Source organism: Streptomyces sp. NPDC001744 (genome assembly GCF_042892575.1).
Classification (GTDB): Bacteria; Actinomycetota; Actinomycetes; order Streptomycetales; family Streptomycetaceae; genus Streptomyces.
Genome location: NZ_JBIAUG010000020.1, coordinates 132,583 through 159,371, shown reverse-complemented (window position 1 = coordinate 159,371; position 26,789 = coordinate 132,583). Strand labels below are relative to the sequence as shown.

Annotated in this window: 26 protein-coding genes, 1 tRNA gene and 2 pseudogenes; 18 read left to right on the top strand and 11 right to left on the bottom strand. The window is 70.3% G+C overall.

Features of this window, described 5'->3' with window-relative positions; translation table 11 throughout:
- Positions 1 to 79 precede the first annotated feature (79 nt).
- The gene (locus ACFYZY_RS23330; RefSeq protein ID WP_388697292.1) at positions 80 to 922 is read right to left on the bottom strand and encodes a helix-turn-helix domain-containing protein; all 843 of its coding nucleotides are present in this window, start codon (positions 920 to 922) and stop codon (positions 80 to 82) included.
- Between the two features lie 287 nt (positions 923 to 1,209).
- Between ACFYZY_RS23330 and ACFYZY_RS23325 the strand changes: the two genes are divergently transcribed.
- The 15 genes from ACFYZY_RS23325 to ACFYZY_RS23255 all read left to right on the top strand — a co-directional run bounded on the left by ACFYZY_RS23325 (position 1,210) and on the right by ACFYZY_RS23255 (position 15,375).
- Positions 1,210 to 1,695, top strand: coding sequence for an ATP-binding protein (locus tag ACFYZY_RS23325; protein ID WP_388697289.1), 486 nt, complete (start codon positions 1,210 to 1,212; stop codon positions 1,693 to 1,695).
- Between the two features lie 22 nt (positions 1,696 to 1,717).
- Positions 1,718 to 2,386, top strand: a complete 669-nt coding sequence (locus tag ACFYZY_RS23320; protein ID WP_388697287.1) for an HAD family hydrolase — start codon at positions 1,718 to 1,720, stop codon at positions 2,384 to 2,386.
- A complete protein-coding gene (locus ACFYZY_RS23315) occupies positions 2,383 to 4,194 on the top strand; it encodes a hypothetical protein (protein WP_388697284.1) in 1,812 nt (603 codons plus the stop codon). The genes ACFYZY_RS23320 and ACFYZY_RS23315 overlap by 4 nt, the downstream gene beginning before the upstream one ends.
- Positions 4,191 to 5,147: a thymidylate synthase gene (locus tag ACFYZY_RS23310; RefSeq protein ID WP_388697281.1), complete on the top strand. Its 957-nt coding sequence runs from the start codon at positions 4,191 to 4,193 to the stop codon at positions 5,145 to 5,147. The genes ACFYZY_RS23315 and ACFYZY_RS23310 overlap by 4 nt, the downstream gene beginning before the upstream one ends.
- An 8-nt stretch (positions 5,148 to 5,155) precedes the next feature.
- Entirely contained in the window at positions 5,156 to 6,874 is a 1,719-nt protein-coding gene (locus ACFYZY_RS23305; RefSeq protein WP_388697278.1) for a carbamoyltransferase, read from the top strand.
- 81 nt (positions 6,875 to 6,955) lie between these two features.
- Complete coding sequence (locus ACFYZY_RS23300) at positions 6,956 to 7,927, top strand: hypothetical protein (RefSeq protein WP_388697276.1); 972 nt, start codon at positions 6,956 to 6,958, stop codon at positions 7,925 to 7,927.
- A 96-nt stretch (positions 7,928 to 8,023) separates the two neighbouring features.
- Positions 8,024 to 8,536, top strand: coding sequence for a topology modulation protein (locus tag ACFYZY_RS23295; protein ID WP_388697274.1), 513 nt, complete (start codon positions 8,024 to 8,026; stop codon positions 8,534 to 8,536).
- 31 nt (positions 8,537 to 8,567) lie between these two features.
- On the top strand, positions 8,568 to 9,413 hold the full coding sequence (locus ACFYZY_RS23290; RefSeq protein WP_388697271.1) for a class I SAM-dependent methyltransferase: 846 nt from the start codon (positions 8,568 to 8,570) through the stop codon (positions 9,411 to 9,413).
- Positions 9,410 to 10,171, top strand: a complete 762-nt coding sequence (locus ACFYZY_RS23285) for a phosphotransferase (RefSeq protein WP_388697268.1) — start codon at positions 9,410 to 9,412, stop codon at positions 10,169 to 10,171. The genes ACFYZY_RS23290 and ACFYZY_RS23285 overlap by 4 nt, the downstream gene beginning before the upstream one ends.
- Positions 10,168 to 10,824, top strand: a complete 657-nt coding sequence (locus tag ACFYZY_RS23280; protein WP_388697266.1) for a histidine phosphatase family protein — start codon at positions 10,168 to 10,170, stop codon at positions 10,822 to 10,824. Before ACFYZY_RS23285 ends, ACFYZY_RS23280 begins: the two co-directional genes overlap by 4 nt.
- Positions 10,821 to 11,657 carry a phosphotransferase gene (locus ACFYZY_RS23275; protein WP_388697263.1) on the top strand — a complete coding sequence of 279 codons (837 nt, stop codon included), beginning with the start codon at positions 10,821 to 10,823 and terminating at the stop codon, positions 11,655 to 11,657. Before ACFYZY_RS23280 ends, ACFYZY_RS23275 begins: the two co-directional genes overlap by 4 nt.
- Before the next feature lie 53 nt (positions 11,658 to 11,710).
- Positions 11,711 to 12,691, top strand: coding sequence for an NAD-dependent epimerase/dehydratase family protein (locus ACFYZY_RS23270; protein ID WP_388697261.1), 981 nt, complete (start codon positions 11,711 to 11,713; stop codon positions 12,689 to 12,691).
- Positions 12,692 to 12,745: 54 nt separating this feature from the next.
- Positions 12,746 to 13,510, top strand: coding sequence for a 3-deoxy-manno-octulosonate cytidylyltransferase (locus ACFYZY_RS23265; protein ID WP_388697259.1), 765 nt, complete (start codon positions 12,746 to 12,748; stop codon positions 13,508 to 13,510).
- A gap of 60 nt (positions 13,511 to 13,570) precedes the next feature.
- Complete coding sequence (locus ACFYZY_RS23260; protein WP_388697257.1) at positions 13,571 to 14,149, top strand: class I SAM-dependent methyltransferase; 579 nt, start codon at positions 13,571 to 13,573, stop codon at positions 14,147 to 14,149.
- Between the two features lie 56 nt (positions 14,150 to 14,205).
- Positions 14,206 to 15,375 carry an NUDIX domain-containing protein gene (locus ACFYZY_RS23255; protein ID WP_388697255.1) on the top strand — a complete coding sequence of 390 codons (1,170 nt, stop codon included), beginning with the start codon at positions 14,206 to 14,208 and terminating at the stop codon, positions 15,373 to 15,375.
- 64 nt (positions 15,376 to 15,439) lie between these two features.
- Here the strand turns inward: ACFYZY_RS23255 and ACFYZY_RS23250 are convergent, their stop codons facing one another.
- On the bottom strand, positions 15,440 to 15,778 hold the full coding sequence (locus tag ACFYZY_RS23250) for a hypothetical protein (protein ID WP_388697253.1): 339 nt from the start codon (positions 15,776 to 15,778) through the stop codon (positions 15,440 to 15,442).
- A 22-nt stretch (positions 15,779 to 15,800) separates the two neighbouring features.
- Positions 15,801 to 16,208 carry an IclR family transcriptional regulator C-terminal domain-containing protein gene (locus ACFYZY_RS23245; protein ID WP_388697250.1) on the bottom strand — a complete coding sequence of 136 codons (408 nt, stop codon included), beginning with the start codon at positions 16,206 to 16,208 and terminating at the stop codon, positions 15,801 to 15,803.
- A 134-nt stretch (positions 16,209 to 16,342) separates the two neighbouring features.
- Here ACFYZY_RS23245 and ACFYZY_RS23240 point away from each other — a divergent pair.
- Positions 16,343 to 17,096: pseudogene (locus tag ACFYZY_RS23240) on the top strand (transposase family protein).
- Between the two features lie 16 nt (positions 17,097 to 17,112).
- Positions 17,113 to 17,760, top strand: a pseudogene (locus ACFYZY_RS23235) (tyrosine-type recombinase/integrase); the annotation flags it as partial.
- 99 nt (positions 17,761 to 17,859) lie between these two features.
- Here ACFYZY_RS23235 and ACFYZY_RS23230 read toward each other — a convergent pair.
- Positions 17,860 to 17,933 (bottom strand) — tRNA-Pro (locus ACFYZY_RS23230).
- A 571-nt stretch (positions 17,934 to 18,504) separates the two neighbouring features.
- Between ACFYZY_RS23230 and ACFYZY_RS23225 the strand changes: the two genes are divergently transcribed.
- Complete coding sequence (locus ACFYZY_RS23225) at positions 18,505 to 19,713, top strand: acyl-CoA dehydrogenase family protein (protein ID WP_388697247.1); 1,209 nt, start codon at positions 18,505 to 18,507, stop codon at positions 19,711 to 19,713.
- A 142-nt stretch (positions 19,714 to 19,855) separates the two neighbouring features.
- Here the strand turns inward: ACFYZY_RS23225 and ACFYZY_RS23220 are convergent, their stop codons facing one another.
- The 7 genes from ACFYZY_RS23220 to ACFYZY_RS23190 all read right to left on the bottom strand — a co-directional run bounded on the left by ACFYZY_RS23220 (position 19,856) and on the right by ACFYZY_RS23190 (position 26,342).
- Complete coding sequence (locus ACFYZY_RS23220) at positions 19,856 to 20,428, bottom strand: GAF domain-containing protein (protein ID WP_388697244.1); 573 nt, start codon at positions 20,426 to 20,428, stop codon at positions 19,856 to 19,858.
- Positions 20,425 to 21,048, bottom strand: coding sequence for an ATP/GTP-binding protein (locus ACFYZY_RS23215; protein WP_388697242.1), 624 nt, complete (start codon positions 21,046 to 21,048; stop codon positions 20,425 to 20,427). Before ACFYZY_RS23215 ends, ACFYZY_RS23220 begins: the two co-directional genes overlap by 4 nt.
- Positions 21,026 to 21,397 carry a DUF742 domain-containing protein gene (locus ACFYZY_RS23210; RefSeq protein ID WP_388697240.1) on the bottom strand — a complete coding sequence of 124 codons (372 nt, stop codon included), beginning with the start codon at positions 21,395 to 21,397 and terminating at the stop codon, positions 21,026 to 21,028. The genes ACFYZY_RS23215 and ACFYZY_RS23210 overlap by 23 nt, the downstream gene beginning before the upstream one ends.
- 2 nt (positions 21,398 to 21,399) lie before the next feature.
- The gene (locus tag ACFYZY_RS23205) at positions 21,400 to 21,834 is read right to left on the bottom strand and encodes a roadblock/LC7 domain-containing protein (protein ID WP_388697238.1); all 435 of its coding nucleotides are present in this window, start codon (positions 21,832 to 21,834) and stop codon (positions 21,400 to 21,402) included.
- A 7-nt stretch (positions 21,835 to 21,841) separates the two neighbouring features.
- Positions 21,842 to 23,761, bottom strand: a complete 1,920-nt coding sequence (locus tag ACFYZY_RS23200; RefSeq protein WP_388697236.1) for a sensor histidine kinase — start codon at positions 23,759 to 23,761, stop codon at positions 21,842 to 21,844.
- Between the two features lie 760 nt (positions 23,762 to 24,521).
- Positions 24,522 to 25,772 carry a peptidoglycan recognition protein gene (locus ACFYZY_RS23195; RefSeq protein ID WP_388697233.1) on the bottom strand — a complete coding sequence of 417 codons (1,251 nt, stop codon included), beginning with the start codon at positions 25,770 to 25,772 and terminating at the stop codon, positions 24,522 to 24,524.
- Between the two features lie 231 nt (positions 25,773 to 26,003).
- Positions 26,004 to 26,342 carry an MmpS family transport accessory protein gene (locus tag ACFYZY_RS23190; protein ID WP_388697231.1) on the bottom strand — a complete coding sequence of 113 codons (339 nt, stop codon included), beginning with the start codon at positions 26,340 to 26,342 and terminating at the stop codon, positions 26,004 to 26,006.
- Between the last annotated feature and the right edge of the window lie 447 nt (positions 26,343 to 26,789).

Genomic DNA, 26,789 nt, shown 5'->3' with positions numbered 1-26,789 from the left:
AGGGCACTGGCCTCATGGGTGAGCTGGTTCTCCATAGGGCCACAGCTTAGAAGTCGAGCAACGTCACTCTACGGACCCATCAGACAGGCCCTAGGTCGGAATCGCCAGTGATATGGGAGGCGTCGAGCGCCTTCGCCGTATGGCCGTACGCAGCGCGATCGTCACCGATGTCCTGGGCGAACCAGCCGGCCAGCTCCTCGTACCGCGTCTCCAGGGCCAGAAGGTCGGCCGCGTCAGCACCACGGGCTGCCCGACGCCGAGCGGCAAGCGCGACAAGCTGCTGCTCCAGCGCGGGCAGCACGTGCCGGGGCCCGATGAGGTTGTCGGCTTGGATCATCACGCGGCGAAGGCGTGCGAAGTGCTCGACGGGGGATCCCATGTCGGCGACCTCGGCCGCGGTCGCCACTGTCGGGGCCGGGAGCGCGGTTGCGGCAAGGCCGGCGAGCCCAGAAGCGAGAACGACACGACGAGGAACGGGCACGAAGAGGATCCTTCCGTGGATTCGGGCCGGGACGACGACCGTGTCCGTCTCGTCGTCGACTGAGCCTGCCTGCCCGAACGCGCCGAAGGCCAGGACCTCTGGGGCGCTGGCCCCATGGCTCCGTGCATTGGCCCCATGGACCTGTGTCACGGTTCTGGACACGGGGGCGGGACGCACCTGGGGCTGTGCGCCCTCGGCCCAGTCCCAGAGGCGGGCCAACGCCCCTGCAGCGTCGAGGGCCTCGTCGAGCGCAACTGCGGCTTGGCGGGGGACGGGGCGTTCGGCACGTTCAAACCGCCCCAGATGAGAGCGGTCGATCAGGGCCTTGCGGGCGAGTGCCTGCTGCGACAGGCCGCGAGCTTCCCGGAACTGGCGTAATTCGTAGCCCCATCGGTGCCACGGGCCGGCGTCCGGCGTCAGCTCGCTCGGCTGCTGCCCCATGCCTCCCCCTCGTGAACTCCTGCCCGCCTTGCGGGTACTTCCGACGGCTCCGCCTGCAGCTGGATGGGGCCAGAGGGGCCAGCGCACGGGGCCCCATGCGAAGTCTCCCGGCGAGGCCGCCCGGCCGTTTTCATCGTCGGTACGAGCTGATCACACCGTATCCGAACGACGCATGCCGAGGCCCTCATTCGCTCATTGCGGAGAAGCGGGCGGCTGGTTCGCGCGCTGCGACGCAACAACCGGGCGCTTCCCTCAAGGGCTGAGGTACGACCTGTGAGAAGGCGATCATGGAACGAATCGGAAACCTGGGCAGCGTGATCGACGCCCCCGAGCATCGGACGAGTCTCACGCTGCCCGCTGACGAGCTGGCGCCGAGTCGCGCCCGCTCCTTCACCCGCGCGGCCCTGATTGCCTGGGGAGTCGAAGACCTCCTGGACGAAATCGTGCTGATCGTCAGCGAGCTCACGACGAACGCCGAGCAGCACGGTCGCCGGCCTGCCGAACCTGACAACTGGCCGAGTGCGGCGGACAGGAACCTTGACGAGATCACGCTGACGCTCGCCTTCCAGGCGGACGTCGTGGGGATCGAGGTGGAGGACAACTCCCCCGAGCCCCCCGTCCCGCGGGTCGCCTCCCCCTTCGCGACTGGCGGACGCGGCCTGTTCCTCGTATCCGCCGTGGCCGACGCCTGGACCGCCTGTCCCAAGCAGGACGGCAGCGGCAAGCGGGTGATCGCCTTCGTGAAGCGTCCCGAGAGCTCCATCGCCCCCTGATCCCGTTCACCGGAGATACCTCATGTCCACCCTGCTCCCGCCTTCGCCTTTACCTCCGAACGCGCTGTTCCTCGACCTCGACGGCGTACTCCTCGACACCCGCCCGGTTATGGAGCGCGCATGGCATCAAGTCCTGACCGAGCACGGTCTCGACGTACCTTTCGAGGAGTACGAGCGCCACCTCGGCCGGCCTTTTGCCGACATCGTGGAACGGCTCGGACTCACCGAGTCCGAGCGGCTTCACCGCACGTACGAAGCGGCGTCGATCGCGGCGACTCACCTCGCCCGCGAGTTCGACGGCGCCGCTGAGGTCCTGCACGCCTTCGTCGCCGCCGGCTGGCTTCTCGGCATCGTCACGTCCAAGCCCCTGGAGCGGGCGGCCCCGCTCCTGACCAACCTCGGCTGCCCGTTCTCCACGGTGCGCACGCCGAACGGAAGTGGTCGCGGCAAGCCCGCGCCGGACCCGGTCCTGCTCGCCCTGACCGACCTGGGTGTCGATCCCGCCGACGCCGTGTACGTGGGCGACATGGCGGTCGACCAGGAAGCCGCCCGCCGCGCCGGAGTCCCGTACGTCCACGCCGGCTGGGGGTACGGCTGCCCGGATGCCCCCTCCCCCGTGGTCGCCGAGTCCCCGAAGGACCTGCTGAGGCTCCTCTCCCCGGGACCCTTCCTCGAAGGGAGCCTGCTGTGACCACGCCCTCCCGCCACGTCCACGGTCTGACGCGCGCCGACATCAACGGACAGCCCGCGTGGGCACTGGTCGGTGAAGGCGCGTTCGCGACTCTGGCATCCGACCGGATCACGGCCAGCGAGCTGGAGGCTCTGCCTCTGGATGCGCAGGAGCACGAAGCGCTCGTCGAGCGTGTCATGGACGCACTCCAGTGGTACGGGGCGTATCTCAGGACGACGCCGGGCGGGGCCGGGTGGCTGTACGTGCAGCACGTACCGGTCCGTCGCCTGGTGGCTCACGTCGTACGCAAGCTGATGGCCCTCAGCGCCTGGGAACCGTTCAGGAATGCGCCCGGCCCACTGAAGATCGCTCCGCACGAGGGACTCGTCGGGCTTCGCGAGAGCAGTTCCCGGGAGTACCGCGCCTACACCGTCACGTGGTCCGGCATCGCGTATCTGCTTGGGGCAACCGCCTTGTACAACCCGTTCCGTACCGCGCAGCTGAGCAACCTGCAGCCGGTGCGCGTCGACACCCGGGTGCCGAGCCCTGTCCCGTCGGCGCTGCCACGCACCGGCGTCGTCGCGCTCTCGTGGTCGTCCCGCCATGCGGCCACTCTGCTTCCGGTGCTCGAAGACCTGGCACGCAGTGGCCGGACGAGCCTCCTCGTCGATCTCGCCACGGACCCGGCGCAACGCTGCGACACCCCAGCCGTCGAGGGCATCAGGCTCGTTACGCCTCCTCCTGGCCTCTTCGCTCTGTCCGGAGCCGTGGAGCGCCTGCAGCTGCGGGACGACGAGCACGTCGTCCAGGTGGAGGAACACGTCGTCCGGCTCTCGCGTCTGGTCCGTCTCCTGGCCGTCCTGTTGGAGACGAGCGGGGGATGCACCCAGCCGTCCTGGCGCTCCGTGGTCCGTCTGGAGACGTGGCTGAGGGGTGTCCTGCAGGCGTCTCGCCCACGCACGCTGCTCGTCAGCAACGACACCAGCCCCGTCGGCGCGCTCGCCGTCCACCTGGCCGATCTCAACGGCGTGAACACGGTCCATGTGCAGCACGGGGCCTGGACTGCGGAGTCGGTCGCGTGGCCCGCGCTGCACAGCAGGGACATCGTCGTCATGGGCGATCGCGATGCCCCGCTCGCCAAGGCGTGGGCGCGGCGCCCGCAGGCCGAGGTCCACGTGCTGGGGCAGCCCCGCTTCGACATCCTCGCCGGCCTCGGGCGGGAAGCCCAGAGGCAGTACCTGGAGAAGCTGCTGGTCCCCGGATCCGGGCGGAGCCCGGACCGGATCATGGTCTGGGCCTGCCAGCCCTTCGGTCCCGTCCGGCTCAAGGCCCACGCCGACCTCCTCCTGGACGGGCTGTGGAAGGCCGAGGGCGAATGGGGACTGGTCATCGCCCCGCACCCGGCACAGAGCCCCGAAGTCTTCGCCTCACTCATGCAGCGGGACGGAAGGCCCCTCGTGGCCCTCGCCGATCCGCAGGTAGGGGCGCGGGGTTGTCTCGCCGGCGCCGACGTCGTCGCGAGCGCCTATTCGACGTGCGGCATCGAGGCCGCCCTCCTGGGCGTGCCGGTCCTGGAGATCGGCACCGCCAACGAACACACGCTCGGGCTCGCCGCTCACGGCCTCGCGCGACGCTGCACCACCGCCGGGGACGTCGCCGACGCGCTCTCCGCACCCCTCATGCCGCTCAAGGCTGCCGGACCCGCCTCGACCGACGCGGTGTGCCGCTGGGGCGGCGACAGCGCCGCCCTGGTCGCGCGACTCATCGTCAGCCGCGCATCCGGCACTCAGCTCGAACACCTCCGAAACGAAGGAGTCTCCGCCCGATGACATCCCTGACCGCCGACAGCATCGCCGAGCTCTTCGTCGGTGCCGCCGCCCTGGCCAAGTCCGGCGAGAGCGTCAGCCCGCGCGGCATGGCCACGCGTGAGGTCCTCGACGTCCACATGCGGCTCACCCGTCCGCGGGCCCGCCTGCTGTACGCGCCGCCGACCAGGATCCTCAATCCCGCGTTCGCGGTGGCCGAGACCGTCTGGATCCTCTCCGGCTCGGACGAGCCGTGGATCTTCGACTACAACGCGAAGCTCCGGCAGTACGCCGACGACGGAGTCCTGCGCGGTGCCTACGGCCCGCGGATGCGGAAGTGGGCGGGCACGGTGGACCAGCTGGCCCGCGTCGTGGAGATCCTCAAGCAGGACCCGGATTCCCGCCGGGCTCTGATCCAGCTCTACGACCCGGCCCGGGACGCTGCCGGCCACAAGGACGTGCCCTGCACGCTGGGCTTCCGTTTCTACCTGCGTGCCGGGCGCCTGCACATGTCGACGACGATGCGCGGTCAGGACGTGTGGATCGGCATGCCGTACGACTTGTTCTTCTACACGGTCCTGCACGAGCTGGTGGCCGGGTGGATCGGCGCCGAGCTAGGCGACTTCCACCACCACGTCGGGTCCCTGCACATCTACGAGAACCACCTCGACCAGGCTGAGGAGTTGACCTCGATCGTCGCGAGCTCCGATATGCCGGACCTCACCACGTCGTGGGAGGGCTTCGACGACCTCCTCCATCAGGTCAGGGGGCGGGACGTGACCGGGCACGCCGGCTGGGACACCATGTCCGAGACCCTGCGCAACTACCAGCTCTGGAAGGGCGACCAGCGGGAGCAGGCGACTGACCTGGCCGGCAAGATCGACGGGCCGCTCGGCCAGGCCATGACCGCCTGGTACGACGAGCTGAACCGTCGTACCAGGACCTCGTCCGCGCATGCCTCGGCCGGTACGCGGTGACTGCGGCCGTGGAGCAGGCGCCCTCGATCATTCTCGGCCTGTGCTCGTACACCCACGACTCCGCCGCCGCACTGCTCGTCGACGGGCAGCTCGTGGGGTTCGTCGAGGAGGAGCGGCTGTCGCAGAAGAAGCACACCAAGGACTACCCGCGCCACGCCGTCGAGTGGCTGCTCGGCGAGGCGGGGCTTTCCGCCACCGACGTCGACGCCGTGGCCTACAACTTCCAACCCGCTCGCTACCTGCTCGAATCCCCGGCCGCGCTGCGTCTGGCGCTGTCACCGACCACACGCGACCGGGCGGTGCCGCGGGCCCGGGGCTTCGCCAAGGTGGCGTTGCGGACCCGGATCCGGGTTCGCGACATCGGCCGGCGGTTCCCCGCCGCACGCGTCACCCCCGTCCTGCACCACCGAGCCCACCAGCTGGCCGCCTTCGCCGTCTCCGGGTGGAACGAGTCCGCTGTGCTCGTCGTCGACAGCCTCGGGGAGCGGCAGACCACGACCATCGCCCACGGGCACGACGCACTCCGACCACGCACCCGCACCCTGGAGGCGATCAACGATCCCGCCTCCCTCGGGTATGTGTACGGCGCGGTGACCGAGCACCTGGGATGGCGTCGCGGTGACGAGGAAGGCACCGTGATGGCGCTCGCCGCGCTCGGTGACCCCGGGCGATTCCGGGAACTCTTTGTCCGAGCCGTCCGCCTCACTCCCACCGGCTTCGTCGTCGACCCGCTCTACTTTCCTCCGCGGGTCCTTACTTCGGGCTACCCGAGGACAGCCCGGCGGTTCATCGACGCGACGTGCCCCGAGCGCCACCCGAGCGAACCGCTGTGCGACGTCCATCGGGACCTGGCGGCGGCCCTCCAGGAGCGCACCGAGCAGGTGATGCTGCACCTGGCCCGCCGAGCGCGGACCGTCACCGGCTCCCGCCGCCTGTGCGTCGGAGGCGGCGTCGCCACGAACTGCGTGAGCATCGGCCGCATCATCGAGGCCGGTGTGTTCGACGAGGTCTTCGTGCCGCCCGCCCCGGGAGACGCCGGCACCGCGATCGGTGCGGCCATCGCCGTACACCACGATGGCCACGCCCGACAGCCCCTGTCTGGCGTCACCCGGGCGTGCTACCTCGGCCCGTCCTTCGAGGGAACGGTCCTCGACCTCACTTCGTGGCCCGGCCTCCAGGAGAAGGCGCTGGGCAGCGAGGCCGCCGAGTTCCTCGCCGAGCAGCTCGCCAACGGTTTGATCGTCGGGCTCTTCCAGGGCCGCGTCGAGGCCGGGCCCCGCGCCCTGGGCAACCGTTCGATCCTGGCCTCTCCTCGAGAGCCGGGCGTCGTCGAGCGGCTGAACGCCACGGTGAAGTTCCGGGAGCCGTTCCGTCCCTTCGCCCCCATGGTGCTGGCTGAGCGGGCTTCGGAGTTCTTCACCCTCGGCCAGGAGGCGCCATACATGTCGATGGCGTCCGGTGTGACCGACAAGGCGCGCGAGCTGGTGCCGGCCATCGTGCACGCCAACGGCACCTCCCGCCTGCAGACCGTCACGCGCCCACAGAACCCGTTCATGCACGAGGTCCTCAGCGCCTTCGCCCGGCACACGGGCGTGCCAGTGCTGATCAACACCTCGCTCAACGTGAAGGGCAAACCGATCTGCGGAACACCCGCGATGGCGCTCGACTGCCTGGCCAACTCGGGACTGGACGCCCTCCTGCTGGAGGGGCGGTGGATCACCAAATGAAGATCGGGTACAGCTTCTGGGGCTTCCTTGGCAGCGGGATCACGGACACCCCGGACGGGGGGGCGCAGCCACCGCCGCCCCTTGATCGACACTCTCCTCGACCGCGGCCACGAGATCGTCTTCCTCCAGGCCAACCGCGACCTGATCGAGGCCCTCGACGACCTGGGCAACGCCTACACCTTCCACAGCGGCAGCCCGGACATCGACGCCCTGTTCCTGGAGTGGCGCTGGGCGATCGACGGACGCAACACCACCCCGTGCGACGCCCAAGGCCACACGTGCGACCTGCACCGTCAGGCCGAACTGATCACCCGGTACACCGTGCGCAGGAAGACGCCGACCGTGATCTGGGACAAGGACCGCAAGCTCCGAGCGGAAAGCGTGTGGCGGCGCGTCCCCCATGCCACCGTCTGCGAGGCCGCTCTCGAACCGACGCCTGGGGCTCACCGCCTGCTCTTCCCCGTCGACGACCGCCTGCTCGACGAGGCGGACCCGGTCGCGCTCGCCAAGCAGCCCCGGGACCTCGCCCTCGGATACCTCGGCAACCAGTACGACCGCGACGAGCACTTCGACCGCTTCTTCGCACCGGCCGCCGCACGCTTCGACCACCTCGTCGGAGGCAAGTGGACCAGGGCCGGCCGCTGGCCCCATGTCCGGTTCCTCGGCAGGCTGCCCTTCGAGGCGGTCCACGGCGTGTACGGCAGATCTCTGGCGACCGTGCTTATGTTGCCGGAGCGGTACGCCGCCGTCGGGCAGATGACGCAGCGGATCTTCGAGGCCGTGCTCGCCGGCTGCCTCCCGCTCGCTCCTGCGGACATCGCGCACGCCGACCGCTTCGTACCCGAGGAGCTGATCGTCCGCTCTGGTGGCGAGGTGATCGAGCAGCTGAGCCACCTCCAGCGGATCGCCGGCACCCAGCAGCACGCGGACCTGATCGCGACCTGCCTGGACCGCCTGGACCTGTTCCGCCTGAGCCGACAGGTCGACACGCTGGAAGCAGTCCTAGACACGGCCGTCGGCCCCGTCGTCGCGCTGGAACGCGGAGCAGCCTGATGCAGCTAAGCAGCCAGGCCGCCGCATCTGGATCATCCGAACGTGCCCAGGCGGCCGGTCCGACCGGGCACCCGAGCACCTCTACGCTGGAGCACCATGAAGAAGGTCGCCATCGTCGGCTGCGGAGGCAGCGGCAAGTCGTACCTGGCGCGGGAGCTGGGCAGGATCCTCGACGCCCCGGTGACGCACCTGGACGCCGCGTTCTACGACGACGAGTGGAACGAGCTGCCCATGGAGAAGTTCGCCGATCTGCAGCGGGAGCTGGTCGCGCAGCCGAGGTGGGTGATCGACGGGAACTACAACTCGACGCTGCAGATCCGGCTCGAAGCCTGCGACACGGTGGTCCTGATGGACGTCTCAACCGTGGCCGCGCTGTACGGGATGCTCTCCCGGCAGATCCGGCACGGGGCCGGACACAAGGGCAACGGGGTGCACAACCGCATCCACTGGGGCGTGATCAAGTACGTGGCGACGTACCGCCGCAGGATGCGCCCGCGGGTCATGGCCAAGATCGGCGAGTTCGCGTCTGGCCGTGCCGACGTGATGCTGCTGTCCAGCCGGCGTCAGACGCGCCGCTGGCTGCGGAAGGTCGCCGTCGAGCACCGCTGAGCGCACCGCTCCCCCAAGGGGAGGGTGCGGCATGAGCGGCACCAACCCCTTCCTGGACCCCGCGCGGCAGGCGGAGCTGTACGGCCACGCCTCTCGGCTGGCCGACCGGTCCAGCGCCCTGATGCGGGCGAAGACCTCCGGGCGCCCTGTACCGGACACCATCGTCGCGCTGGTCCGCGACCACCACGAGCGACCGGATCACCTCGGATTGGTCCTGGACCTCGGCTGCGGTCGCGGAACGAGCAGCCTGACCCTCACCAAGGAACTCCGCCCCCGGCGCGTCATCGGCCTCGACGCCGCGCCGGCCCTACTTGAGCAAGCTCGCCTGCGAGCCCGGCAACTGCACGGTCTCTCGGTGATCTTCCACCAGGGCGACTTCCACCGTCTCCCCATGTCCGCCGGGTCGTGCGATGTCGTCGTCGCCGCGTTCTGCCTCTACCACTCGCCGCGCCCGCAGGCTGTGGTCGCAGAGATCGGCCGGGCACTCGCTCCCAGCGGTCTGGCCGTGCTCGTCACGAAGAGCCTCGACAGCTACCGGGAGATCGACCAGCTGGTGGCCGCCGCCGGCCTCGACCCGCGAGCCGAACAACACGAGAGCCTCTACGTCTCGGCGCACAGCGGCAACCTCGCCGACCTGGCCGCCGTGTCGCTCGACGTACTCGCCGTGGAGCACGAGGAACACAGCTTCACCTTCGACGGCCACGACCACGTCGCCGAGTACCTCGCCACCAACCCGAAGTACGACCTCGCCCCCGGCCTCTACGGCAACGCCGACGCGCTCGCGGCGACCCTGCACGAGCTCCTGCCGGACCGGCCCCTCACCACCAAGTCCGTCGTCACCTTCGTCGTGGCCCAGTCGAAGGAAGGACGGCAATGATGCTCCGGTATTTCACCAAGCGCTACGGGGCTCCTGAACGGGTGGCGTCGGCAGCCCGCCATCACGCTTGGCTCGCCGAGCACGCTCGGCCCCTGCGGCTGCCGGCGCTGACGGTCGTCGGGCCGACGAGCCTGACGTACGAGTGGATCGACGGCCGCCCCGCCCAGCCCGAGGATCTGCTGGCCCTGGCCGCGCTGTTGGGCGACGCCCACGGAGCCGCCTGGACCACGGACCTCCAGCCAGCCTCTCTGAACACGCCGCACCGTTTCCGGGATGGCATCGCGTTCGGCGACTACCTCGGTCCTCGCCAGACCGCGCTCCGAAGAAGACTGGAGCAGGGGTACCTGGCGGACCGGGGCGCCCTCCACGCGATGCTGACCCTGTTGGAGAAGACCGCCGAGGGGCCGACCGCCTTCTACAAGGACAGCAACCCCCGGAACTTCATCATCACCGAGGCCGGCGACGTCTACACGGTCGACACCGACGACCTCACGCTGGCGCCGATGGGGTACGACCTAGCGAAGCTGATCGCGACGCTTGCCCTGACGCACGGGCATCTGCCGGCCCCTGCCATCGACTCCGCCCTGCGCGCCTACAACGAGGCAGCCGAGCGCCACGACCCCCGACTCGCCACCACGGATCGCGAGCGGCTCGACGACTTCCTCTCCCTGCACGCCGTCCTGACCGCTCCATACGCCGGGCGCAACGGCTACCGCTACAGCTGGCCGCCCCGACCGCGCACCCAAGGATCCGCATGATCACCACCGAACTCGTCTTCGTCCGCCACGGCGAGGCCCAGTGCAACGTCGACGGCCTGGTCGGCGGCCCACGCACTTGCACTGGGCTGACCAACCGCGGATACGACCAGGTCGAACGGGTCGCGTTCCGACTGGCCGCCGAGCACCGCGACAAGCCCTTCGACGCGCTGTACGCAGGCCCGCGCATCCGCCTGCGCCAGACCGCCGAGATCATCAGCCAGGCTCTCCGAATCCGCATGTCCACCGACGGCCGCCTCGACGGTCCCGTCCACGGCGCCGCCGACGGTCTGCCCTGGACCGAGGTGAAGACCGCCGCCGACGGCGGGCCGCACGCTCATCCCGACAAACCCTGGGCAGCCGGATCCGACACCTGGAACGGATACCTGGAACGCGCCGGCCGCTTCCTGCAGGAACTCATTGAGCAGCACGAAGGCGAACGCGTCCTGTTCGCCGCGCACGGCGAGACCGTGATCGCCGCGCACACCCAGCTCCTGGGGATCCCGCCCGGCTCTTCGGCCGGATTCACGGTCTCCCACGGCTCCATCACCCGCTGGCAGCACCACCTCAACCGCCTCGGACAGAGAAGGTGGATGCTCGACCGCCACAACGACACCGAGCACCTGGTCGCCTTATCGCAGGAGGCCGCCTCGTGATCACGATCTACGACGATCCGCGCCTGAAGCTGGCCCGAGGCGCGCTCGGAGCGGTCCGTGTCGTGCACGATCCGGCTCTCCCGCCCCGCGTCCTGCGCCTGGTCAACGCCGACGGCAACGAGTTCTTCGCCAAGCAGCACAGCGAGCGCGACCGGTACGCCCGCGAGCTGCACGCCTATCTCGCCTGGGGGACCCACCTGATCGGCCACGTCCCCCACGTGGTCGGCCGACAGGACGCAACATGCACCCTGCTTCTCACCGCTGTCCCCGGCGTACGGGCGGACACAGTCACACCGGGGTCACCCGAGGAGGAGCAGGCCCACTACGAGGCCGGACGCGTGCTGGGCAAGCTGCACCACTCCACTGCGGTGCCGCGTACCGGCGCCGTCGGCACCGAACTCGCCCAGCGGCTGCGCGGCTGGATCGCCCGCGCAGACCGGGCCGACCTCATCTCCAAGGTCGAACGCCATCGCCTGAACCGCAACGCGGACGTCCTGGCGAACACGCTCATGGACAGCGCCGTATGCCACCTCGACTACCAGCCGCGGAACTGGCTCCTCGGCGACGCTTTCGGGCTGTGCGACTTCGAGCACATGCGCCGCGACGCCCGCATTCGCGACTTCGCCCGGCTCGAGTTCCGCCGCTGGCAGGCTGTTCCGAACCTCCGAACGGCGTTCTTCGCCGGATACGGACAGCCGCTGAACGACACCGAGCAGCGGCTGTTGGAGTCCTTCGGCGCGATCGAGGCCGTCACCGCCCTGGTGCGTGGACACAAGCAGGACGATCTCGCCCTCAAGACCCACGGCCGCACCGTGCTGGCCCGCCTCACCTAAGCCGCCTCCTCCCCCGATTCATGGAGATTCCCGTGCCGCAGCATCCATCCCACTTGACCACCGCTGTCCCCCGCCGGGCGGTCGTGACCGGTGCCGCCGGCTTCATCGGCTCCCACCTCGCGCACGCCCTCGTCCAGGCTGGCGCCATTGTCGTCGGCGTCGACCGACGCGACCCGGCCACCAACCCCACGGCCGCGGCCAACCTCGCCGTCCTGCAGGGGCTTCCGGGGTACATGCACGTCACCGCCGATCTCCTCAGCTGCGCGATCGAGCCGCTTCTCGTCGACGCGAACGTCATCTTCCACTTGGCGGGCATCCCCGGGGTACGCCCGTCGTGGGGACCGCGGTTCAGCGAGTACGTGGCCTCCAACGTCCTCGCCACCCACCGCGTCATGGACGCCGTCTCGCGGATGGGCGTTCCCCGGCTCGTGGTGGCCTCCTCCTCCAGCGTGTACGGCCCCACCGACGGCGGTGCGAGCGTCGAGACCGATCGGCCCCAGCCGGCATCCCCGTATGCGGTAACCAAGCTCGCCGAGGAGCAGCTCTGCCTCGCGCACTCCACCCAGGCCCTCTGCCCCACCAGCGTCGTCGCCCTGCGGTACTTCACCGTCTACGGTCCTCGGCAGCGTCCCGACATGTTCACCCACCGCGCCCTCACGTCCGCCCTGGGCGGACGGCCGCTGCGCCTGTACAGGGACGGTCACCAGCGCCGGGACTTCACATACATCGACGACGCGGTGGCCGCCACCATCGCCGCGGCCACCATCCCGACGGCCAACGGGGTGATCAACGTCGGAGGAGGCTCGAGCGCCTCCCTGCTCGACGTGATCAACATCGCGAACAGCCTCGCCGGGCGCGAGATCCAGGTTCACCAGGAGCACCCGCGCAGCGGCGACGTCCTCACCACCCGCGCCAACCCCAGCCGCGCCCACGAGGTCCTCGGCTGGCGGCCCCAGGTCGACCTCCACACCGGCATGCGAGCCCACATGCAGGCGCTGGCCACCGGTTCCGCCGCGTACGGCCACGCGGCATAACGGGCTGACCACGGCCTCGCACCCACGCTTGATACTCACGGACAGGAGCACCCCGTGGCTGCCACCGCTTCACCACGCACCCCCATACGTCGACACATAGCGGTCATCCCCTGCCGCTGGGGCGCCTCCCGGTTTCCCGGCAAGCCCCTGGCTCAGCTCGGGAACAGGCCGCTGTTTTGGCACGTTCACCAGCGCTGCATGGAGGCCCAGCGTCTCGACGGCGTGGTGGTCGCCACTGACGACGAGCGCATCGAGGCGGCGTGCCGCGAACTGGGCATCGAGCGCATGCGCACTGGGGCCCACCCCACCGGGACCGACCGCGTCGCGGAGTGCGCGCAGCGCCTGCACGCCGACGCGTACATCAACGTGCAGGGCGACGAACCGTTCATCTCCCCCGCCGCGATCGATGCGGTCTCCGAAGCCCTGGAGCACCTGGCGCCGGGCACACTCGCGGTGAACGCGTATACGGAGTTGAAAGACGTCGGCGCGGTCCTGGACCACAACGTCGTGAAGGTCGTCGTCGATGCAGATCACAACGCCCTGATGTTCTCCCGCCAGCCCATCCCCTATCCGCGGGGCGACCGACCGAGATACCTGCGGCAGCTTGGGCTCTACGGCTTTACCGGAACGGCCCTCAGACTGTTCCGACAACTCCCGCACGGGCCGCTGGAGCGAACCGAGGGCGTGGAGATGCTGCGCTTCGTCGAACACGGGCACCGCGTACAGATGCTCTCCGTCGTGGACGACGGGCTCGCGGTCGACACACCAGAGGACCTTGCCAGGGCCAGCCGGTTCCTCCGTTCTCGGCAGCTTCCATGACTGACCCGGCTTCGGTCGCGGCAGTTATTGCACTGTGCCGCCCACACGCCAAGGAGTCCTATGACCGAGATGACCTCCACCGCCGCCTACTGGGAGCCGTTGTGGGCCCAGGGCCGGCGGTACCGGCAACTCGACGGCGCCGAGACCCAGCTACTGGACAGGCACCTCGGACCCGGTCGCGGACGCGCCGCCCTCGACGTCGGGAGCGGCGACGGCGCCTTGGCCCGCCACCTCCATGACCTCGGCTACCGCACCACGGGCATCGATTGCTCGCCCAGCGCCGTCGCCCTCGCCGCCTCCCGAAGCTCCGGGCCCGGGCTCGGGCCGGTGTGGCAGTGTCTGGACATCACCACTGGCGACCTCACGGGCCTGCCGGAGCCGGCATACGCGGTCATCACCTGCCGCCTGGTCTACCGGTGGATGGACGACAAACCTGCCTTCCTAGACCGCGTCCGCCGACTCCTCGCACCCGGCGGAACCTTCTGGGTGGTCACCGAGATCGCCGGCCGCCGCCAGCACGATCACCGCCTCCAGGACCTGGGCATCACGCTCTCGGAAGCCGAGACGCTCTCGGCCGGGTGGTCTCGCGTCCACACGGCCGATCTCGATGTCCTCCGCTGCTACGCCCTCCGTCCCTGACCACCTCGACCCGCTGGAGACGCTGAATGACGAACGCCGAGCAGCACAACAAGGAAGTGTGGACCACATACGGCGCACACCAGCTGGCTCGCGATGTCGATCTGCCGGAACTGGACGGGTGGGCATGGGACATCCCCGGCGCCGATCCCGGAGCCGAGGTATTCGGCGACCTGCAAGGGTTACGCGCACTCGACCTCGGCAGCGGCCTCGGCCGGCACGCCGCCTTCCTGGCTTCCCTGGGCGCGAAGGTCACCGCCCTCGAAGCCGCACCCACCCAGCACCAGCGCGCCCTCGCTCGGTACCCCGCCACGCCGGGCCTCCGACTGGTGTGCGCGGATGCCGTCGCCCACCTGCAACGCGCCGACCCATATAACCTGATCTACTCCATCGGCGGCGTCCCCTTCGTGGACCCAGACCGACTCCTGCCCGCACTGTCCAATGCCGTCCGGCCTGGAGGCCGCCTGCTGTTCAGCGCACTGCACACCAACTCGGCGGGCGTCGGCCCCTCGTCCATCGTCGCCCCGCGCCCGGAGCTCCTGCGACTGCCGGGCACCACCGAGGACCACACCGTCCACATGTGGGTCCTCGAACCCCAGCTGTGGGAGGACCTCCTCGTCGCACACGGGCTCACCATGGAGACGGTCTCGACCATCGACTCCCCCAAGGCCGGACAGCCGCTGTCATACCGGCTGTACACGGCCCGCCGACCCGCCCGAGTACCGAGCCGCCCCCGAACCACCGCGCCCCCGCCTCCGAACACCGCCCTCGGCGTCGGCGTCATCGTCCACGGGCCACGCGGCCTCCTGCTCGGACGCCACCGGCGCGGGACCTGGGAGCTGCCCGGCGGAACCGTCGAACCAGGTGAGACGCTGGCCGAGGCCGCGGTACGCGAGCTCGCCGAAGAGACCGGCCTCACGGCGGAGCCCAACGAAGTGCACCCGCTGGGCACCCTCCTCGACCACGTTGGCAACGTCGTCCGGATGACAGTGCCCGTCGTCGTTAAGACCTGGCGAGGCATCCCGCAACAGATCGAGGAGACCATCGGCTCCTGGCGGTTCTGGCCGCTCAAAGCGCTGCCCGCTCCCCTGTTCGTGCCCAGCAGCCAGTGCCTGACCGCATGGCGGCCAGGCCTCGCGCTCGACCATTCGCCGGTGTCGTTCCAGCCCTTCCACGACGCCGAGATCAGCTGGATCGACTCATGCGACGAGTCGGCAAGGCGGTGTTGAGCGCGCCGGGGCGGCCCTTGGACGCGACGGTCGACGTCGACCCGACACGCTCGACCATTCTGCATCAGGCCGAGCCACCCCTGTGCTCCACGAATCCGCCCGCGGGAAGGAGGGTATCGAGGATGCGCCGGTAGTCAGCACACGCCAGCGGCTCTGAAGTCCAGGCCGGGTCGGCATGTTCGCTGATCAGGTCGAGGAACCGGCCAGGTGTTGTTGACTCCACGGCCCACGCTTCACGGTCGAGCGCGGCCCACCAGACCTCCTTGCGTTCTGGATCGAGGCTGAGCCGGGCGGTGCCAAGGTGACGGCTCAGCGCGTCAAGGGGATAGAGGCCCTGGCCTGCGAGATCGGCGATCATGGCATCGGCTTCGTCAGCTGTCTGGACATGGGTGAAGAAGGGCACGGTATGGCTGCGCTTTCTCAGGTCAGGCAACGAGTTGCGGGTTCCGACCGCCCCGGGTTGCTGCCAGGCTGATGAGCTGGGCGGCACCAAGGACCTGGTCGATGTAGTCGGTGATGTCGTTCGGGATGTCGCTGAGGGGCTTGAGGAGCAGGACGACGCCGAGCGCTGTGTCGCCCCAAAGAGCCGGAGCCGCTACAGAGTCCCAGCCGGGCAGGCATTCCTGGCGTCCGACGGCGTAGCCCCGCATGCGGATTCCGTCGAGGGTCGCGAGGAGGTCGTCGTTGTTGAGTGCACCGGGCCCGGCAGTCTCGGGGATGGGTTCAGCGAGCGCGATTACTCGGAGGCTCGCGGGGACATAGGCGAGCAGCGTGCGCCCGGAGGCGCCGGTGCGGAGGGAGCAGCCGGCGGTGAAGATGTCGTACGCGGTCATGCCGAAGTCGTCCGGGCAGTGAGCCGTTTCCAACCTGACGGGTGGTTGGACCGGCAGCCCCGACGGCGGGCATGAAGAAAGCTCCTGGTAGACGGGTTCACGACCAAGATCACCAGTCCGCCAGGAGCTTTCGCGTGCTTGTCTACCCGTCCGGCATCGATCTGTCCAGCCGCACCCTGCGGCATCTCTCCAGTGTTCTCGCAGGTCACCGCCGTCGGATCGGCTCGCGCTGGCGGCGCCTGACCTGCGGCCGACAGGCCATGCTGGTCCTGGCCCACCTGCGCTGCGGTGACACCTACGCCCGTCTCGCCGCAGGCTTCCGCATCGGAATCGCCACGGCCTACCGCTACATACGCGAGGCCGTCGACCTCCTGGCCGCCCTCGCGCCCACGCTGGAACAGGCCATGACGTCCGTCCGGAAGAAAGGCGTACGTGATCCTCGACGGCACTGTGCTGCCGATCGACCGCATCGCCGCCGACCGGCCTTACTACTCCGGGAAGAAGAAGCACCACGGGATGAACGTGCAGGTCCTCGCGGCTCCAGCCGGACGTCTGATCTGGGTCTCGGACGCGCTGCCGGGAGCCACCCACGACCTGACCGCGGCGCGGGCCCACGGCATTCCCGCCGCCCTCGCCGCAGACGACATCAAGTGCTGGGCCGACAAGGCGTACCAGGGTGCCGGCCCTGCGATCCGTGTCCCGATCCGGGGCAGGAACCTGCGCGGCTGGCGCCGACGTCACAACCGGGACCACACGAAGATCCGCAGCCTCGGTGAACGCGCCATGGCGATCCTCAAGTCCTGGCGGCTCCTGCGGAAGCTCCGCTGCAGCACCACCCGCATCACAGCCGTCGTCGGAGCCGTCGTCGCCCTCGAACTCGCCAGCTGATCAAGATGGAAAAGGTTCATTGCCCGACTGGCAGGCGCTCATCCAGCTCGCCGACGCCCTTGTCGCGGCCTCCTACGGCGAGTACCGAGGCTGGGGCAATGTCGTCGTCTTCGCCGCGTGCACCGCCGCCCGCATCGGTGAGGTCTCCGGATGCCGAGTCGGGGACATCGACACCGCGAACTGGATCTGGACCGTCCGCCGGCAGACGACCCCAGCCCCCGGCGGTCTGGTCAACAAGGGAACCAAGGGCAAGCGCGCCCGCCAGGTGCCCATCATCGAGGAGATCCGGCCACTCGTCGCCGAGCGCGTCCTGGCCGCCGGCCCCGATCCCGACGCCCGCCTGTTCACCGGACCACGCGGCGGCCGTATCTCCACCGCGGTCCTCCGGGACGCCACCCACTGGGACGATGTCGTCACTAAACTCGGGTACGAGCAACTTCGCCGCCACGATCTCCGCCACACCGGACTCACCTGGTTCGCCGACGCCGGCGTGCCGGTGCATGTCCTTCGCAAGATCGCCGGGCACGGATCGCTCACTACCACCCAGCGATACCTGCACCCCGACGTCCGCCAGATCACCGCCGCCGGCGCCGCACTGACCGCCCACCTCAGCGTGCTCCGCGCACCCCGGTCCCTGCCGAGCCCGATCGTTGTGGCCCGCTGACGCGGTCAAGACGGGTTGGTCCCCAAGTGGTCCCCAGAAACGAGTCAGGGGCCGTTTCAGATTGCTCTGAAACGGCCCCTGACCTGCGACTCTTTCGAGTCGGGACGACAGGATTTGAACCTGCGACCCCTTGACCCCCAGTCAAGTGCGCTACCAAGCTGCGCCACGTCCCGTTGCCCGTCTGACCTGGGGTTTCCCCCGGCCGAACGCGCATGAGAACAATACCGCACTTTCCCCGGTGGTCACGAACACCTTTCCCGGCGGCCGGGCGAGTGTGCCCCGGAGGCGATCCGGTGACTCTCCGTGACGTCCCTCCGTGCCGGCCGACGTCCCTTCACGCCTCCCGGAGGGATGAAGGGAAAGCGACGGGCAGCGGCGGCGGCCCGGCCGGAGGGTGATCGAAAGGAGAACGACATGCCGCTCCTTTGTCGAGGAATGGGCTCATATGGTGAAGCCTCAGGGCTGGTGATCATATGACCCGGCATTTTTCGCCATGGTCACGTGGCAGAAAGACGCCTACCGGAAAAGGACGGTGGATCGGGTCGGGCAGGCCAGGACCACGCAAAACACAATCAGTTTCAATCGTCAACCGCTCCTGTTTCAGACAAACTTCCTGGCGATATTGCTCCATCCCGGAAAGATCAACACCATGAAGAGGTCGGCCTGTTCGGGACGGGACCACTGCCGATGCACCATCCGCTCGGCCGATCAGCCGAGCAGGCGTTTCGCAGGGGAGGGACTCGGATGGACAGCTACTTCAACAGCCGACTGCATCATGAGCTCAGGGACCGCGTCCGCGATTTCGCGGAGCGTGAGGTCCGCCCCCGCATAGCCGAGATGGAGGAGTCCCGGACCGTTCACCACGAACTGTCCCGGCTGATCGCCGCACAGGGCTGGCTGGGCGCGACGATCAACCAGGAATACGGCGGCATGGGCGCCGGCCACCTGGCCAAGACCATCATCATCGAGGAACTCTCCCGGGTCAGTGGCGCCATGGGCGCCATGGTCCAGGCGTCCCAGCTGGGCACCGCCAAGATCATCCACTTCGGCAGTGACGAGCAGCGCAAGACCTGGCTCCCCGCCATCGCCGCCGGCGACTGCCTGCCGACCATCGCGGTCACCGAGCCCGAGTCCGGCGGCCACGTCCTCGGCATGAGCGCCGACGCGGTCCGGGACGGCGACGACTACGTCCTCAACGGCAGCAAGGTCTACGTCGGCAACAGCCACGTCGGCGACCTGCACGGCGTCGTGGTCAGGACCGGTCCCGGCTCGAAGGGCCTCACGGCCTTCCTGGTCGAATCCGACCGTCCGGGCTTCAGGACCGGTCCGCAGCAGGCATCCATGGGCCTCCACGGCTTCAGCTTCGGCGAGCTGATCTTCGAGAACTGCCGCGTGCCGGCCGCCAACCGGCTCGGTGACGAGGGCGACGGCCTCTCCGTCGCGTACTCCTCCAGCGTGCTGTACGGGCGGGCCAACCTCACCGCCGTCTCCCTCGGCATCCACCAGGCGATCCTGGAGGAGACCACCCGGTTCGCCTCCGAGCGCATCCGCTACGGCAAGCCGCTCCACGACCTGCCCACGGTCAAGCTGAAGCTGGGGCAGATGCAGTCCCGGCTGATGATCGCCCGGCTGGCCGCGTACCACGCCGTGCACCTGCTCGACCAGGGCCTCTCCTGCGACGCCGAGCTGATGAACGCCAAGCTGGTCAACGTCGAGTCGGCGATCGACTCGGGCCGCAACGCCATGGAGATCCACGCGGCCGCCGGCCTCTTCACGGACCGGAACCTCGAACGGTACCTGCGGGACGCGTACCACATCTTCGCCCCGGCCGGCACCTCCGACATCCAGCTCCTGCGGCTGGGCGAGATGGCCCTCGGCCTGGGCAAGGGCAGCTGGTCGGAGCGGCTGTCCGAGGTGGTCCGCACCCCGGAGCCGGAGCCGGTGCACGCCTGATCCACCACGGTCCGGGGCCCGCGCCGCCGGTCCTCCCTCCCCCGGTACGGGACCCCCGCGACCGGGTCCCGCCCGGCACGCCGCGGGGCCCCGGTACGGTCGTCTCCGTATCGGGGCCCCGTCGCGCGCCGGGCGCCGGCGGTCAGAGCATGCCGTCCTCGCGGCGGTGGATCTGCTCCACCAGCTCCGCCGCCATCGTCTTGATCGTCTCCAGACCGGCGCGCCCCCACGGGTGCACGTCGGTGTCGACCACGCAGATGGTGCCGAGCGCCACGCCGGTGCGGTCGATCAGCGGCGCCCCCATGTAGGAGCGGATGCCGATCTCGTCCACGACCGGGTTCCCCGCGAAGCGCGGGTAGTCGCAGACGTCCTCCAGGACGAGCGCCTTGCGCCGCACCACCACGTGCGGGCAGTAGCCGTGGTCGCGGGCCATGAAGCGGCCGACCCCTCCCCCGCCCGCGGCGGCGGCGCCCAGGTCGCTGCCGGAGTGGGTGCCCTCGGGGGTGTGGAGCCCCGCGAAGAACTGCCGGTTCTCGTCGATGAAGTTGACCATCGAGAACGGGGCTCCGGTGACCTCGGCGAGCCGCTGGGCGAAGTCGTCGAACGCCGGGTCCGGTCGTTCCCCGAGACCCAGCTCGCGCAGCCGCCGCACACGGGTCTGCACGTCCTTGTCGTGCGGGGTCAGCAGGAGGTGACCGGTCGGGTCGTAGGTCATGGTGTGGCTCCGTAGCTCGGCACGGTGTCCGGGATGGTGGTGAGCAGATGCTGGACGAGGGTCAGCAGGGTGCGGATGCCGGCGCTGGAGATGCGGGCGTCGCAGAGGACGACCGGCACCTCCGGCCTGAGGTCGAGCGCGGCCCGCACCTCGTCCGGCTCGTAGCGGTGGGCGCCGTCGAACTCGTTGATCGCGACGACGAAGCGGATGCCCCGCCGCTCGAAGAAGTCGACGGCGGCGAAGCAGTCCTGGAGCCTGCGGGTGTCGGCGAGGACGACGGCCCCGAGCGCCCCCTCGGAGAGTTCGTCCCACATGAACCAGAAGCGTTCCTGGCCCGGGGTGCCGAAGAGGTACAGCACGTGGCGGTCGTCGAGCGTGATGCGGCCGAAGTCCATGGCGACGGTGGTCGTGGTCTTGGACTCCACGCCCTCCAGGCTGTCGGTGGCCGCGCTGACCGAGGTCAGCAGCTCTTCGGTGCTCAGCGGTTCGATCTCGCTGACGGCGCCCACGAAGGTCGTCTTGCCGACGCCGAATCCGCCCGCCACCAGGATCTTGAGCGCGGTGGGGAAGGGGTCGGACGAGAAGCTCTCGTGGCGCTCAGAGCCGTTGTCGTAGGCCATCGAGCACTGCCTCCAGCAAGGAACGGTCGGTGGGATTGGCGTGGAAGCGGGGCGCGCGGGCGGTGAGCGCCCCGCAGTCCACGAGATCGGAGAGCAGGACCTTGGTGACGACGGCCGGGAGCCGTAAGTGCGCCGCGACCTCGGCCACCGAGGTGGGTCCGTCGCACAGCCCGAGGGCGAGGGTGTGCTCGGGGCCCATGTGCGTCTGGGGGGACGAACCGGTCGCCATCACCATCGACAGCAGGTCGAGGGCGGTGGTGGGCCTGGTCCGGCCGCCGCTGACCGTGTACGGGCGGATCAGGCGCCCGGCCGCGTCGTCGAGCCAGGGGCCGTCCTGGGAGGACGTCACGGTCACCGCCCGAGGCCGCCGACCACACCGGCGGCCTGCCGGGCGGGGGTGACCAGATAGGGCCGGACGCTCTTGACGAGCATCGCCATCTCGTAACCGAGGACCGCGGCGTCCGCCTCGCGTCCGGCGAGGACGGCCAGGCAGGTGCCGGAGCCCGCGGTGGAGACGAACAGGAGGGTGGAGTCGAGCTCCACGACCACCTGGCGCACCTCGCCCCCGTCGCCGAACCGGGCGCCCGCGCTCCGGCCGAGCGAGTAGAGCCCGGAGGCGAGGGCCGCCATGTGGTCGGCCGCGTCGGGGTCGAGTCCGTGGACGGATTTCACGAGGCCGTCGGAGGAGAGCAGAACGGCGTTGCGGGTGTACGGGACCCGCTGGACCAGTCCGCTCAGCAGCCAGTCGAGATCCGAGGAATGGCCGGTCGGCACATTGCTCGCCATGGTGCATCTACTCCTTGTGCGCGTCGCCGGGACGCAGCGGTTCGTGGGGGAAGGGCTGGGATTCGGCGAGGCCGATGCCGCGCTGGAAGGCGGCCATCAGACCCGGGTCGTGCAGGGTGTGCTCCTCGGTCTTGCGGGCCACGGGCTCGTCGCGCAGTTGCGGGACGAGGTGCTCCTGGGCGCGCCGTTTGGGCAGCAGGGGCCTGCCGTCGGTCTCGGCGGGGGGCGCCGGGGGGAGCGGCGCGGTCAGGGAGGCGGGCGGGCCCCGGTGCCCGGCGGCGGCGGGCCCGTCCGGTGCGGTGGGAACGCGGCCGGTGTCCCCGTATCCGCTCGGCCGCTCGTCCGTACGGAGGTACGCGTGCGCGCCGGTGCCGGTGGTCTCCTCGGTGCGGACGGGCCGCTCGGGGGAGGGCGCGGGCGCCGGTGCGGAGACGGGGGCGGGGACCGGCACGGGGGCCGTCCCGGTCACGGGCGGGGGCGCCTGCGGGTGGGACCGGACCTGGGCCGGTACGGGGGCCGGCGCCTGGTACGGGAGCGGCGCCGGGGCCGCGACGGCGGGCTGGGACGGGGCCGCGACGGCGGGCCGGGAGGGCGGCTGGGGCTGCGTCCGCACCTGGCCGGTCGGGACCGCCGGGGAGCCGGCGGCCGCGGCGGCCTGGCGCTCGTGCTGGGCCAGGCCCTCCGGGTCGGCGCCGAGCAGGCCCTGCGGGAGGACGAGCACGGCCTGTACGCCGCCGTAGATGTTGGACTGGAGGCGTACGGCGATGCCGTGCCGCCGGGCGAGGGCCGAGACGACGAAGAGCCCGATGCGGCCGTCCTGGAGCAGGTGCGCGACGTTGACCTGGTCGGGGTCGGCGAGCAGGGCGTTCATCTTGTTCTGCTCGGCGACGGGCATGCCGAGTCCCCGGTCCTCGACCTCGATCGCGAGGCCCGCCGTGACGTACTGGGCGCGCAGCAGCACCGTGGTGTTCGGCGCGGAGAACAGCGTCGCGTTCTCGACCAGTTCGGCGAGGAGGTGGATGACGTCGGCCACGGCATGGCCCCGGAGCGTACCGTCGATCGGGGGCACGAGCTTCACGCGCGGGTACTGCTCGACCTCGGCGATGGAGGAGCGGAGCACCTCGGTCATGGTGACCGGGCTCGACCACTGGCGGCGGGAGATGGCGCCGCCGAGCACGGCGAGGTTCTCGGCGTGGCGGCGGATGCGGGTGGCCAGGTGGTCGACGTGGAACAGGCCCTTGAGCAGCTCCGGGTCCTCGACCTCGTTCTCCAGCTCGTCGAGGAGCTGGATCTCGCGGTGGACCAGGGACTGGAGGCGCCGGGCGAGGTTGACGAAGACCTCGACCTTCTGTTCGTTGCCGACGCTGCTGGAGAGCCGGGACGCCTGGACGACGGCCGCCACGGCCGCCTCGTGAGAACGCGTCAGCTCCTGGGAGAGCAGCTCGAATTCGTCACCTGTGGCGGAGGGTTCGGGCGGCGCGGGCCGGGACGGGACGCCTTCTCCCTTGCGCAGTTGTTCGACGATGGCGTGCAGTTCGCCCTGGTGGTGGGCGCTCGCACGGCGCAGGGCGTCGCAGCGTTCGAGTACGGCCCCGGCCGCGCGGTCCGCGCCGAGCGCGGCGGCCGCCACGGAGGCGACCGTGAGGGCGGCGGCTCCGGCGAGCGCGGCCCAGAGGCCGGGCGTGAGGACGGCTCCCGTGGAGCGGATGGTGAAGAGGACGGCCGCCGCGCCGCCCAGGGCCACCGCGACGGCGGGGAGTACGGAGGTGCGCAGGATCTGGGGCCGTATGCGGGTTTCCGCCGCGATCCGCGCGGGGGGCTGCGCGGTGGGGTGGTTGCCGTTGCCGGAGGAGCGGGCGCCCGGCCGGCCGTGCCGCCCGCCCTCACGTCGGTCGGAACGCGAGACGGGTGCGCGAAGTTGAGACATGAGTGTCCTTGGTACGTGCCCGGGATCGGCGTACTGCGGGGGTGTACTGGGGGGTGTGCTGAGAGTCTGCGGGGGTCTGCTGGGGGGGGTGGACTACAAGGGTGCGGTCAGCCTACCGATGATCATCAGCCACACACTGTAGTCGCCAACCATTCACCCGTGGTGCGCAGTTGGCAAACTTACCCGCAGAACGGGCCTCTCTGGTATTGCACTTCGCGCGGCAGGCCGAGAAGCATTGGCCGAAAGTCGTTGTCATGGCGCGGAGTGATCGGGGGGGGCGGGAACGGAAGAGGGCGGAGACGCCTTCGCGCCTCCGCCCTCTACGGAAATCGTTCCCGACCGGAATCCGCCGGCCGAGGAGGCGGACCGACCGGTCCGCCCGGACGCCACCGGCCGTCCGCACCCTCCGGGCCGCCCGCCCGGCGTCCGGACCGGGTCCTCCGGGCACCCGCCCGGCCTCCGGAGCGGCGGGCGGAGCTCCGCCCGGACGCGCGTGCGAACGATTCGGGGACCGGGGGGTCGTGACGTTCGGTGAGCGTGAAACTTTTCCGGATCGTTCCGGGGCACGGGGCGGGGCCGGGACCGCCGGCACCCCCGGGACGCCGACGGCGTCACCGCGGCCGGCGTCACCGGTCGCCCGTCGGGCCCGGATCACCGCCCCGCGCCCCGGCCGCGTGCCCGGCGGGCGGGGAGCGGCGCCGAGGGGGGCGGGGGCTCCTCGGCGGAGTCCCGCCCCTGCCGCCCATGACGGTCGCGCTCGTCAGTTCCCCGTGGCATACGGGGAGGCGCCCGCGGCCGTGCGGATCTCCGGGAGCGCCGAGTAGAGGCTCGCGCCGGGGCAGAGCGTGGCGTAGCCGTCCCGGTGGCCGGAGACGGTGTTCAGCGTGGCGGCCTGGCCCTTCTTCCACACGCCGGTGTCGGCGGCGGCGGTGAGCGTCACCTTCGCCTCCGGGTCGACGCCGTGCAGGCCGAGCTTCCAGGCGGCGAGGTCGGCGACGGCCTGCTTGGCCGCGGCCGTCGGCGTGCCGCCGTTCTCGTAGTCGCCGAGCAGGGAGATGCCGGAGGAGTAGCCGTTGAACCCGTAGGTGTGCGCGCCGAGGACGGGGCGGTCCACACCGCCCGCACGCCCCTCGAAGACCGTGCCGCACTTGTCGACGAAGAAGTTGTAGCCGACGTCGTTCCAGCCGTTCGTCCGGACGTGGTACGTGAGGATCGCGCGGATGACGGCCGGGGAGTCGGCGCAGGCGTAGTCGTTCGTCCCGGCGGTGTGGTGGACGAAGACCGCGTCGACCTTGCTCAGGTACGAGGGCGGGTCCTGGACGAGCGATTCGTCCGCGCCCCAGTCGGCACGGCTGACGACGGCGGGAGCGGTCGGAGCGGTCGGGGCCGGTCCGCCGGACTCCTCCGCGAGGGTGGTCCGGGTGGCGTCGGGAGAGGCGGTGGGTCCGCTCCTCCCCTTTCCGCCGGCCTCCCGGCCCCCCTTGCCCCCGACGGTCACGCCGGGGTCGATCATGTCGAGGCGGAGCGCGTCGGGCACCGCGGCCTCCCCTCCGTCCGCGACGACCCGGGCCTCGACCCCGTCCGACGGGCCGACCCACAACGGTTCCGAAGCGCCCCGCGCGTCCGACGCCCCGCCCTCGGCGGTTTCCGGTGCCCGTACGCCGAAGTCGAGGTCGCGCCATGCGCTCCACTCGCCCGTGGCCGCCCCACGGGTACGTATCCGGGCGGTGCCCTCGAAGGTGTCGCCGCCGTTCTCCCACGAAACGCCGACGAGCGAGAACGTCTGCGTATCGGTGCGCGGGAGCGTACGCCTCTTGGCGTCCTTGCCGTCCAGAGGCAGCGCATGCGCCTTCGGCGGCCGTGTCCCGTCACCGGGCCCGGCGCCGGCGCCGCGTGCCGGGGCCGCGACGGCGGTCACGCCCGTGCCTCCCAGGACGACGACTCCCGCCGCGAGCCACACCATGTGCTTCTTGCCGGTCGCCCGCCTGGCGCGGGTCCCTCTCGGACTCATGTCCCATCCCTCGTACGCGGTTGGTCGGATGCGCGGCCATGCGCCGACGGCCGGCCGTGCCGCGGGCAGGAGAGAGGGGGGCCGCACGGATTTCGGGTGACTCCCGGGTTTCCAGGGCATTCACCTCGGACGCCTCTCCCCATTCCCGCCACGCAGCGGTTATACATGACGATCCCGCCGGGGTGCATCCGGGCGGTCAAAAGGGACAGCACACACTTCGGAGAACGACGTTCATCCGTTTGCTCCGCCGGAAAGCGGTTCACCGGAACACGTGGCGCGGCCAAACGCTCCCGAGGCGGTGGCGCGCTGGACGTACACGCCGCGGACCGTCAACGTGCAAGCCGCCTGCCCGCCCTTTCCGTCGAGGACGAGAGCGATGGTCGGCGCCTTGCCGAGGGGAGCCCGGACGGACCTCTTCCAGGGAAGCGCGACATTCTTCTCGACCGTGGCCGTGCCGTCCTCACTGCGGGCGAGATAGGAGATCTCGGCGGTTCCCGACCCTGTGAACTCGTACGTCACCTCGGCCGTCGGCGCAGTTCGCGGCCGGGGCCGCTCGTCGGTGTCGAGCACGCCGCAGCAGACGAGCCCGAGGCAGGCGAGCAGGACGGTTCCGGCGGCCAGGAGTCCTCCCCGGTCCGGCAAGCCCCCACCGCCCCCCTGTCCGCTCCTCCGCCGGGCAGAGTTTTCCGCGATTTCACTGGACGACATGCAAGGCCCCGGCTTTCGGTGAACCGACAGATGAACCGGGCGGTTTTACATCATGACACCGGCTTCGTGCGAGCAGGAGGAAAATTCGGGCGAACAACCCCACCCCGGAGCCCCCTTCCGCCCCTTATGTCACCGGGGTTGACCGGGCATCGGAAGGCTGGCTAGAAATCCCACCGCGACTCCGCGGTCTCAATTTTCCCGCTTCCCGCGGTCGGGTCGCACTGCTCCAAGCCGGGCGGAAACATTCGCTCCGGCTCGTTCGGCGTGCCCATTTCGCGTGCAACGATGCGGGTACGCCGATACCGAAAG